The following is a 9,707-nucleotide window of genomic DNA, read 5'->3' on the forward strand; positions in this document are numbered from 1 at the left end:
TGAATGCTCAAAGCAATCCACCGAGAACAGACTCTCGCTGAACATTTCAAACCATATCTACGTCATATCAACGCAGTAAATCTGGCATTGACTTTTGGCACGCTGTTGAGTTCTCAAGGAACGGACACTTCCATCGAGCCCCTTCCAGGACCCTCCGGGCGTTTCCCTTCGCTGTGTCCACCACTCTAGAAGCAATCCCCACCGAATTTCAAATCCGGCCCCGGGACCCCAATTCCAGACAGCCCAAATAAACCCTCAACGGGTTATAGGCAGTGGTAGGAGTGCGCCCTGTCAAGAGCGCTCGGGCTACGTTACGCCCGCCGGACGACAGCGTCAAGCCGAGTCCTCCGGGGTCACGCGGCGACGGGTGCCTCGACCGGTCGGTCGCCCTCGGCCACGTCCCCGGTCTCGCCGGCCGCGACCGCCCTGCGGCCCAGGATGAACACATAGGCGAGGAACGCCACTTCCGCCAGCACGCCGATGGCGATCCTGGCCCAGGTGGGCAGCCCGGACGGGGTGACGAAGCCCTCGATGACCCCGGAGACCAGCAGCACGGCCGCGAGGCCGATGGCCATGCCGAGGGCGGCGCGGCCCTCCTGGGCCAGCGCGCTCAGGCGCGTGCGCGGGCCCGGGTCGATGACCGTCCAGCCCAGGCGCAGGCCCACCCCCGCCGCCACGAACACCGCCGTCAGCTCCAGGAGTCCGTGCGGGAGGATCAGTCCGAGGAAGACGTCGAGGCGGTCGGCGGACGCCATCAGGCCGACGCCCATGGCGACGTTCACCGCGTTCTGGAGGAGGAGCCACAGGACGGGGAGGCCGAGCAGCGTGCCCAGGGCCAGGGACATCCCGGCGACCTGGGCGTTGTTCGTCCAGACCTGGGCCGAGAACGCGGCGGCGGGGCTGCTGGAGTAGTACGACTCGTAGCCGCCGCCGGGGCGGGTCATCTCGCGCAGGTCCTCGGGAGCGGCCAGGGAGGCCCTGACCTCGGGGCTGTCTGCGATCCACCAGCCCAGCGCGGCGACCAGGACGGTGAAGACCAGGGCGGTGGGCACCCACCAGTGGCGGGTGCGGTAGCAGGCCGCGGGGAAGGAGGCGGTGAAGAAGCCTAGGGCGTCGCGCCAGGTCGCCCTGCGGGTGCCGACCACGACGCTGCGGGCGCGGGCGACCAGGGTGGTGAGCCTGCTGGTCAGCGCGGGGTCGGGAGCGGTGGACTGGATCTGGGAGAGATGGGTGGCCGTGCGCTGGTAGAGCGTGACGAGCTCGTCGGCCTCGGCCCCCGTCAGGGTGCGACGGCGGCGGCGCAGCAGGGCTTCCAGCCGGGCCCACTCCGCCCGGTGCGCGGCGACGAACACGTCGAGATCCATACTCAGAGCTTGTCAGACCGCGGTGACAGACTGGGCGGCGGAGAGCGGGTTCCGGGTACCGCGAGGAGCGAGGGGAGAGGGCCGCATGAGTCAGCTGGTCACGGGCGACGCCGTGGTGCTCGGGCTCCAGCCGGCGCGTCTGCCGAGCCGGGCGATGGCCGTCGCGCTCGACCTGGCGCTCGTGGTGGGCGCCTATCTGCTGGTGTCGGTGGTGCTGCTGAGCACGGTGCTCCCGCTCGGTTCCGCCACGGCGCAGGCGGTGCAGGTGGCGTTGCTGCTTCTCGTGCTGATCGGCGGGCCCGTGGCGGTGGAGACGTTCAGCCGGGGGCGCTCCCTGGGGAAGCTCGCGTTCGGGCTGCGGGTGGTGCGGAACGACGGGGGGCCGATCCGGTTCCGGCACGCGCTGGTGCGGAGCGCGGTGGGGTTTGTCGAGATCTTCGTGACGGCGGGCTCGGTGGCGTGCATCGCGTCGCTGGTGTCCGCCGAGGGGCGGCGGCTCGGGGACGTGTTCGCGGGGACGCTGGTGGTGCGGGAGCGCATCCCGGGCGGTGGCAGGCGGCTCCCGGTACCGCCGCCTCCGCCCGAGGTCGCAGGGCAGTTCGCCGAGCTGGACCTGTCGCGCGTGCCGGAGCGGCTGTGGCTCGCGGTCCGGCAGTACCTGTCGCGGACGCATCAGCTGGATCCGCAGGTCGCCTGGACGATGGCGGTGCGGCTGGCGGATGACGTGGTGGCGCGGGTGGGCGCTCCGGCGCCGCCGGGGCTGCACCCGGCCGCGTACCTGGCGGCCGTCGCCGGGGAGCGGCAGCGGCGGGAGGCGGAGCGGGCGTTCGGACCCGCGGCCGGGCCCGTTGCCGGGCCGGTCGCCGCCCCGCCGCGGATACCGCACATACCGCCGGCGCCGCAGGCCGCGCCCCATCGGCCGCCCGCGCCGCCCGAGTCGCCCGCGCCGCCGGAGGCGCCGCCGCGGGAGCCGGAGCGGAGGACGGGGTTCACTCCCCCGTCATGAGGTCGTGTCCCGTGAGGTCGGAGGGCGGCGAGTCCAGCTCTTCGAGCTCGATGCCGGGCGCCGCGAGGACCACGTCGCCCGCGAGATGGACGGTGTGGCGCTCGCCGGTCTCCAGGTCGTCGACGCGGTAGGCGTCGACGGTCAGCGCGGCGCCGTCCTCGGTGTGGACCTCGGTGCCGGTGAGGGTCCACAGCTCGTCGCGCGTGCGGGGGGCGAGGACCGGCGGGGTGAACGCGACCAGCCGGACGCGGGCCTCGGGTGCGTCGGGGGTGAGCCGCAGCAGGCGGGCGGTGGCGACGAGGAACGCCGGGGAGGCGCCGGTGAACGCGCGGGCGGGGGCGTTGCCCTCCCGGGCGTCCTCGCCGGTGGCGGCGGTCCTGACCCAGGTGACGCCGTGGAGCGCCGCGCCGCGCACCCGCCAGCCCCCGGCCTGGAGTTCGAGCCGGACCGGGCGGCCGAGGGCGTCCAGCGTGAGGTCGACCGACCCGGTGGGGGCGCCGCCCGGGGCGTGGGTCGCGGAGACATAGCGCCAGCCGGTCGGTCCGGGGGCGCACTGGAAGCGCTCCTCGCCGACGGGGGCGTGGTCGTGCGGGTCCTGGAGGCTGTACCGGCCGCGGGGCATCGATTCGCGTTCGCGTCGGGGAAGGCGGAGGTCGTGGACGGGGGAGGCGCCGGGCCCGGCCGCCGGTGGTGGCGCGGCCGGGCGTCGAGGCGGTGGTGCCGGATCAGTACCGGTAGTGCTCGGGCTTGTACGGGCCCTCGACGGGGACGCCGATGTAGGAGGCCTGGTCGGCGCTGAGCTCGGTGAGCCGCACGCCCAGGGCGTCCAGGTGGAGGCGGGCGACCTTCTCGTCCAGGTGCTTGGGGATCGTGTAGACGCCGGTCGGGTACTCGTTGGTCTTGGCGAAGAGCTCGATCTGGGCGATCGTCTGGTTCGCGAAGCTGTTGGACATGACGAACGACGGGTGGCCCGTGGCGTTCCCCAGGTTCAGCAGGCGGCCCTCGGAGAGCACGATGATCGTGTGCCCGTCGGGGAAGGCCCAGGTGTGGACCTGGGGCTTGACCTCGTCGCGCACCACGCCGGGCAGCTTGGCGAGCCCGGCCATGTCGATCTCGTTGTCGAAGTGGCCGATGTTGCCGACGATCGCCTGGTGCTTCATCCGGGCCATGTCGGCGGCCATGATGATGTCCTTGTTGCCCGTGGCGGTGACGAAGATGTCGGCGGTCTCGACGACGTCGTCCAGGCGCGCGACCTGGTATCCGTCCATCGCGGCCTGGAGGGCGCAGATCGGGTCGATCTCGGTGATGATCACGCGGGCGCCCTGGCCGCGGAGCGACTCGGCGCAGCCCTTGCCGACGTCGCCGTAGCCGCAGACGACGGCGACCTTGCCGCCGATGAGGACGTCGGTGGCGCGGTTGATGCCGTCGATCAGCGAGTGGCGGCAGCCGTACTTGTTGTCGAACTTGGACTTGGTGACCGAGTCGTTGACGTTGATCGCGGGGAAGAGGAGCGTGCCCTCGCGGAACATCTCGTACAGACGGTGCACGCCCGTGGTGGTCTCCTCGGTGACGCCGCGGATCTCGGAGGCGGCCTGCGTCCACTTCTGCGGCGTCTCGGCGACCGTGCGGGTCAGCAGCTCCAGGATGACGCGGTGCTCGTCGCTCTCCGCGGTGGAGATGTCGGGCACCCGGCCCGCCTTCTCGTACTCCACGCCCTTGTGGATCAGGAGCGTGGCGTCGCCGCCGTCGTCCAGGATCATGTTCGGGCCCCCGGTGGGGGCGTCGGGCCAGGCCAGGGCCTGCTCGGTGCACCACCAGTACTCTTCGAGCGTCTCGCCCTTCCAGGCGAAGACGGGGATGCCCGCGGCGGCGACGGCCGCGGCGGCGTGGTCCTGGGTGGAGAAGATGTTGCACGAGGCCCAGCGGACCCGCGCGCCGAGGGCGACCAGCGTCTCGATGAGCACGGCCGTCTGCACGGTCATGTGCAGCGAGCCGGTGACCCTGGCCCCGGCCAGCGGCTGGGTGGCGGCGTACTCCTCGCGGATCGCCATCAGCCCCGGCATCTCGTGCTCGGCGAGGGTGATCTCCTTGCGGCCGAATTCGGCCAGCGACAGGTCGGCGACCTTGAAGTCCTGAGCGGTGGAAGCGCTCGATGACATGACGACTGCTCCTCAAAGCTGAGCGTTGGCGGACATGATGCGACTGCGGGCGCGCGCCGGGAGGCGGCACGTCCGGAGCTCGCAGTCCGTCGGAGGGCCTTCTTTCCCCTCGGCCGGGCCGGCCCCGGGGCCGCCCGACTGCCATCAGCAGCGACGTCGACTTCTGCGCCGAATGTACACCGCCGCCCCCGGGGCGTCTCAAGACGGCCGGTCAATCCTGGCCGGTTTCCGTCAGGGCGCGGTGGTGGCCCGGAACAGCGTGCCCTCGCCCGTCGCCCCGACCCGCTCCCCCGCCCTGACATACGCCGACCGGCCCGGTTCCAGGGCGAGTTCGCTCCCGTCCGCGCCGCGCAGGCGCACGCGGCCGGCCGTGCAGAGCAGGATCTGCGGGGTCGACTCCGGGAGGGGGTGGGCGGCGGAGCCGGGGGTCAGCCGGAGGCGCGAGAGGCGGAACTCGCCGATCGGCGCCGCGAACACATCCTCGCCCGTGCCGCCGCCCGGGGCTCCGGCGGTCGGCGCTCCGGCGGTCGGCACCGGGCGCAGCACGCCGGGCGGGGTGACCTCGAACCGGACGATGCGCAGCAGTTCGGCCACGTCCACGTGTTTCGGGGTGAGGCCGCAGCGCAGCACGTTGTCCGAGTTGGCCATGATCTCGACGCCCAGGCCGTTCAGATAGGCGTGCGGGACGCCGGCGCCGAGGTAGAGCGCCTCGCCGGGGGCGAGGACGACGTGGTTGAGCAGCAGGGCGGCGATGACGCCGGGGTCGCCCGGGTAGTGCGTGGCCAGCTCGGCGTAGGGGGCGTACGCCGGGGTCTCGTCGGCGAGCCGCCGCGCCGCGCCGCCGGCCAGGGTGACCGTCTCGGCCATGGCCCCGCGCTCCGCGGTGAGCACGGCGGTGAGGACCTCGCGCAGCGCGTCGCCCTCCGGCTTGGCGCGCAGCAGGTCGGCGTACGGCTTGAGCTGGTCGACGCCGAGCCCGTCGAGCAGGTCGGCGGCCTCGGCGGCGGGCCTGAAGCCGCAGAGGCCGTCGAACGGGGTGAGCGCGCAGATCAGTTCGGGCTTGTGGTTGGCGTCCTTGTAGGTGCGGTGGGGCGCGTCCACGGGGATGCCGCGCACCTCCTCGTCCGCGAAGCCCGCCTTGGCCTGGGCGAGGTCGGGGTGGACCTGGAGGGAGAGCGGGGTCTCGGCGGCCAGGATCTTCAGCAGGAAGGGGAGCTGCGGGCCGAACGCGTCGACGGTGGCCCGGCCCAGCTCGCCGACCGGGTCGTCGGCGATGACGTCGGCGAGCGAAACGGGCCCGGCGCCGCGGTCGATGCGGGAGGGGGCGCCGGGGTGGGCGCCCATCCACAGCTCGGCCTGCGGCCCGCCGGTCGGCTCGGTTCCCATCAGCTCGGGCAGGGCCGTGGCCGAACCCCAGGCGTAGGTCCTGACGGTGTTGTCGAGGCGGTCCATCTCTGCGCGTTCCTTCGGTGGGTCACGGTGCGGGGGCCGGGGCCTTGCGTCAGGGTCCCGTGCCCGCGGCGAGGGTCAGATAGACGGCGGTGAAGTCGAGCCGGGCGATGAACTCGGCGGCGGTCTCCAGCGGCCCGCTGCCCTCTTCGGCCGTCAACTCGCTGAAGGCGACGCCCTGTTGGAAGGCGAGATCGCGGGCGGCGCCGGCCGCGGTGGGCACGCCCGGCACGTTCTCCTCCTCGTCCGGCTCGCCCATCCCCCCGGGCTCGTCGGGCCGCAGCGGCCCGCGCAGCAGCACGACGCGGGCGCGGAGCGGCTGGGGCTCCTCGACGCGGTCGCGGAAGAAGTCGTCGGGGTCGGCGCCGGGGATGAGGCTGCCGCCGAGCAGCGCGCCGTGCTCGCCGAGGGCCTCCGGCAGCCCGGCGGTGAGCGCGGGGCGCCCGGCGAGGGCGGTCAGCGTCCCGGTGGCGTGCCGGGCGGCGGCCTCCGCGAGGGGACCCTCGCTCCACAGCAGCGGCACCGTCGCGGAGAACTCGGCGGCCAGGCTCTTCGCGATGTTGTCGTGGGTCCTGGTGGTGGGGCCGCAGCGCTCGGCCACGGCGTCGAGCCGGTCGGCCATGGCGGCGACGGCGTCCCCCGGCGCCTCGAAGAGGCCGAGCCGGTCGCCGAGGAGCAGCAGCGGGGTGAGCAGCGCCCAGGCCGGGCCCGGCGCGGCGGGGTGCCCGCCGGACTCCTGGAACGGGGCGGGCGCGTGGGGAATCGTCAAGCTCCGCCGGTGCACGGTGACTTCGGCGAGCGGCGACCTCTCGGGCGCGACGGTGACGACGGCGCAGCCGCGCCGGAAGGCGGCCTCCAGGAGGAGGCTGAGACCGGCCTCGGCGCCGTCGTCCGTGACGATCAGGAGGAGGTCGAGGGGCCCCACCCAGCGGGGCAGCGGCCAGGTCAGCGCGCCGGGGGCGGCCAGGGCGCCGGTGGGCCGCAGAGGGGAGACGCGCAGGCCGTCTCCCGCGAGGGCGCCGAGCAGGCCCGCGGCCAGCGGCACGGCGGGGCCGGTGCCCGCGACCAGCAGCGTGCCGGGGCGGCCCTCGGGCGCGAGGCGGGCGAGGCCCGACTCGGCGGCGGCGCGGGCGGCGGTGCGCACATGGGCGCCCGAGGCGGCGATCGCGCGGAGCAGCCCCCGGGTGTCGGCGCGGATCAGCCCGTCCGGGCTGTCGAGCAGCGTTTCGTCGATCATGGGAACTCCGGTGGCCCGCGGGGTCTCGGCCGGTCTGGGTGTCAGCCGGTCCTGCGGGCCTCGCTCTCCAGGAGGGCCGGGATGCCGTCCTGGACCGGGTAGGCGAGCCCGCAGCCATCGCCGGCGCACACGAGCTCCTGGCCCTCCTCACGCAGCGTGGCGTGGCAGACCGGGCAGACGAGGATGTCCAGCAGAGCGGCCTCGACGAGCGGCATGGCGTCCCTCCCGGGGGTGATCGGCTCTCGCTGATCACCCTACCCGGAGGGACGCCGCCCAGGCATGGCGAGCCGGTCGCCCGCGACGGAGGGCGGCGCCCGGCGGCGGCCCGGCGACCGGTCAGGCGCGACCGGCCCGGCGACCGGTCAGGCGACCGGTCAGGCGCGGACGAGGGCGAGGACCTCGTCGCGGATCTTGTCGACGGTGGCGGAGTCGCGGGCCTCGATGTTGAGGCGGAGCAGCGGTTCGGTGTTGGAGGGCCTGAGGTTGAACCACCAGTCCTGGGCGGTGACGGTCAGGCCGTCCAGCTCGTCCAGGCTGATGCCCGGCTTCCCCTCGAAGGCCGCCTTGACCGCGGCGGTGCTGCCCTCCTGGTCGTCGACCCGGCTGTTGATCTCGCCCGAGGAGGCGTACCGGTCGTAGGCCGATACCAGTTCGGAGAGCGGCCCCTCCTGCTCGCCCAGCGCGGCCAGGACGTGGAGCGCGGCGAGCATGCCGGTGTCCGCGTTCCAGAAGTCGCGGAAGTAGTAGTGGGCGGAGTGCTCGCCGCCGAAGATCGCGCCGGTCCTGGCCATCTCGGCCTTGATGAACGAGTGGCCGACGCGGGTGCGGATGGGCGTGCCGCCGTGCTCGCGGACGACCTCGGCGACCGTCCAGGACGTGATCAGGTTGTGGATGATGGCGGCCCCCGGGTCCTTGCCCAGCTCGCGGACGGCGACGAGCGCGGTGATGGCGGAGGGCGGGACGGGCTCGCCGCGTTCGTCCACGACGAAGCAGCGGTCGGCGTCCCCGTCGAAGGCGAGCCCGGCGTCGGCGCCGGTGGCCTTCACGCGGGCCTGGAGATCCACGATGTTGGCGGGGTCGAGGGGGTTGGCCTCGTGGTGGGGAAAGGTGCCGTCCAGCTCGAAGTACATGGCGTCGACCTCGATCGGCACCCCGGCGAGGACGGTGGGGACGGTGTGGCCGCCCATGCCGTTGCCCGCGTCGACGACGATCTTCAGCGGCCGGGAGGAGTCCAGGTCGACCAGCGACTTCAGGTAGGCGCCGTAGTCCTCCAGGACGTCGCGCCGCGTGACCGAGCCCCGCTCGGCGACGGGCTCGGGGGCGCCCTCGTCGGCCCACCGCTCGACCAGGGCGCGGATGTCGGCGAGGCCGCTGTCCTGGCCGACCGGCTTGGCGCCGGCCCGGCACATCTTGATGCCGTTGTACTGGGCGGGGTTGTGGCTCGCGGTGAACATCGCGCCCGGCAGGTCGAGGGCGCCGCTCGCGTAGTAGAGCTGGTCGGTCGAGCAGAGGCCGATCTCGGTGACGTCGGCGCCGCGCGAGGCGGCGCCGAGGCCGAAGGCGTGGGCGAGGCCCGGCGAGGAGGGCCGCATGTCGTGTCCGATGACGATGGCGCGTGAGCCGGTGATCTCCGTGAAGGCGGCTCCGAAGAGCTCCGCGAGGCGTTCGTCCCACTGGTCGGGGACGACGCCCCTGACGTCGTATGCCTTCACGATGTGTGACAGGTCCGGCACAGCTAACCCCTTGTCTTGAGGGCGGAGGATGGGCGGTGCTGTCAGGAGCGCTCCGGACCTCAATGTACCGGCCGGTCGTTACGGTTCCGGTGACCGCAGGATCCGCAAATGCCCGCGGCGGGCGACCTCCATGGGGTCGGCTCCCGACACGGCGGGGGACCGGGGCTCGCGACGCCTGGGGGTGCGGGCCGCCTCGCGGACGGCGTCGGCGAGGGCCTCCAGGTCGTCGGCCGTGTGCCGGGCGGCGGTGGGGTCCACGGCGAGGCGGACGACCTCCCACCCGCGGGGGGCGGTCAGCCGTTCGGAGTGCTCCGCGCACAGGTCGTAGCAGTGCGGCTCGGCGTAGGTGGCGAGGGGGCCGAGAACGGCCGTGGAGTCCGCGTAGACATAGGTCAGCGTCGCGACGGCCGGGCGGGCGCAGGCGGTGCGCGAACAGCGACGTACGGGGCTCACGATGTTGGACCGTACCGCACTCCTGAGCGGGTCGCGACGGTTGCGCCCGCGCTCACCCGGCCGTGTCGTCCCGCCTGCTCCCGGGGTGTACGGATTCGCCGGGAGCATCGCTGTTGTCCCGGGAAAGGGGGCGGTGTTGCCCGCGCCGGGGAGGCGGTCCCGCCCGGGGAACGGGGGCGGGCGCCGTCCCCCGAACGGCGGGCCGCCCCGCGGGCGGGGGGGACTGTCTCTTTTAAACATCTGACGCCGCCCACGAAGAGGAGAGTGGAGGTGCTCGTGGTGGGCGGAATCATTAAAACAAAAACA

General features: G+C 73.5%; 9 protein-coding genes. 1 reads left to right on the top strand and 8 read right to left on the bottom strand.

Annotation, left to right across the window (positions count from 1 at the left end; genetic code table 11):
• Nucleotides 1-353 precede the first annotated feature (353 nt).
• Entirely contained in the window at nucleotides 354-1,364 is a 1,011-nt protein-coding gene (locus ADY01_RS27240) for a stage II sporulation protein M (RefSeq protein ID WP_049578817.1), read from the bottom strand.
• An 85-nt stretch (nucleotides 1,365-1,449) separates the two neighbouring features.
• On the opposite strand from ADY01_RS27240, the gene ADY01_RS27245 reads away from it, so the two are divergent.
• On the top strand, nucleotides 1,450-2,370 hold the full coding sequence (locus ADY01_RS27245) for an RDD family protein (protein ID WP_049578820.1): 921 nt from the start codon (nucleotides 1,450-1,452) through the stop codon (nucleotides 2,368-2,370).
• Here ADY01_RS27245 and ADY01_RS27250 read toward each other — a convergent pair.
• The 7 genes from ADY01_RS27250 to ADY01_RS27275 all read right to left on the bottom strand — a co-directional run bounded on the left by ADY01_RS27250 (nucleotide 2,354) and on the right by ADY01_RS27275 (nucleotide 9,401).
• Nucleotides 2,354-2,992: a hypothetical protein gene (locus ADY01_RS27250; RefSeq protein ID WP_049578822.1), complete on the bottom strand. Its 639-nt coding sequence runs from the start codon at nucleotides 2,990-2,992 to the stop codon at nucleotides 2,354-2,356. The two genes, ADY01_RS27245 and ADY01_RS27250, sit on opposite strands and share 17 nt — an antisense overlap.
• Before the next feature lie 103 nt (nucleotides 2,993-3,095).
• Nucleotides 3,096-4,529, bottom strand: coding sequence for an adenosylhomocysteinase (gene ahcY / locus ADY01_RS27255; RefSeq protein ID WP_049578824.1), 1,434 nt, complete (start codon nucleotides 4,527-4,529; stop codon nucleotides 3,096-3,098).
• Nucleotides 4,530-4,760: 231 nt separating this feature from the next.
• The gene (manA, locus tag ADY01_RS27260) at nucleotides 4,761-5,981 is read right to left on the bottom strand and encodes a mannose-6-phosphate isomerase, class I (RefSeq protein WP_049578825.1); all 1,221 of its coding nucleotides are present in this window, start codon (nucleotides 5,979-5,981) and stop codon (nucleotides 4,761-4,763) included.
• A 49-nt stretch (nucleotides 5,982-6,030) separates the two neighbouring features.
• Nucleotides 6,031-7,215 (bottom strand): SIS domain-containing protein, encoded by a 1,185-nt coding sequence (locus ADY01_RS27265; RefSeq protein WP_049578827.1) that lies wholly within the window; start codon nucleotides 7,213-7,215, stop codon nucleotides 6,031-6,033.
• A gap of 41 nt (nucleotides 7,216-7,256) precedes the next feature.
• The gene (locus ADY01_RS37480; protein ID WP_078900653.1) at nucleotides 7,257-7,430 is read right to left on the bottom strand and encodes a Trm112 family protein; all 174 of its coding nucleotides are present in this window, start codon (nucleotides 7,428-7,430) and stop codon (nucleotides 7,257-7,259) included.
• 159 nt (nucleotides 7,431-7,589) lie between these two features.
• A complete protein-coding gene (locus ADY01_RS27270) occupies nucleotides 7,590-8,948 on the bottom strand; it encodes a phosphomannomutase/phosphoglucomutase (RefSeq protein WP_049578829.1) in 1,359 nt (452 codons plus the stop codon).
• Nucleotides 8,949-9,026: 78 nt separating this feature from the next.
• Nucleotides 9,027-9,401, bottom strand: a complete 375-nt coding sequence (locus ADY01_RS27275; protein WP_049578831.1) for a DUF3499 domain-containing protein — start codon at nucleotides 9,399-9,401, stop codon at nucleotides 9,027-9,029.
• Nucleotides 9,402-9,707: the final 306 nt, after the last annotated feature.

The organism is Streptomyces sp. SBT349 (assembly GCF_001083795.1).
Taxonomy (GTDB): Bacteria; Actinomycetota; Actinomycetes; order Streptomycetales; family Streptomycetaceae; genus Streptomyces.

Bases quoted from the DNA above. Each gene is read 5' to 3' on its own strand.
- ADY01_RS27250 (WP_049578822.1), bottom strand. From the start codon at position 2,992: ATGCCCCGCGGCCGGTACAGCCTCCAGGACCCGCACGACCACGCCCCC.
- ADY01_RS27265 (WP_049578827.1), bottom strand. From the start codon at position 7,215: ATGATCGACGAAACGCTGCTCGACAGCCCGGACGGGCTGATCCGCGCC.
- ahcY (WP_049578824.1), bottom strand. From the start codon at position 4,529: ATGTCATCGAGCGCTTCCACCGCTCAGGACTTCAAGGTCGCCGACCTG.
- manA (WP_049578825.1), bottom strand. From the start codon at position 5,981: ATGGACCGCCTCGACAACACCGTCAGGACCTACGCCTGGGGTTCGGCC.
- ADY01_RS27240 (WP_049578817.1), bottom strand. From the start codon at position 1,364: ATGGATCTCGACGTGTTCGTCGCCGCGCACCGGGCGGAGTGGGCCCGG.
- ADY01_RS37480 (WP_078900653.1), bottom strand. From the start codon at position 7,430: ATGCCGCTCGTCGAGGCCGCTCTGCTGGACATCCTCGTCTGCCCGGTC.
- ADY01_RS27245 (WP_049578820.1), top strand. From the start codon at position 1,450: ATGAGTCAGCTGGTCACGGGCGACGCCGTGGTGCTCGGGCTCCAGCCG.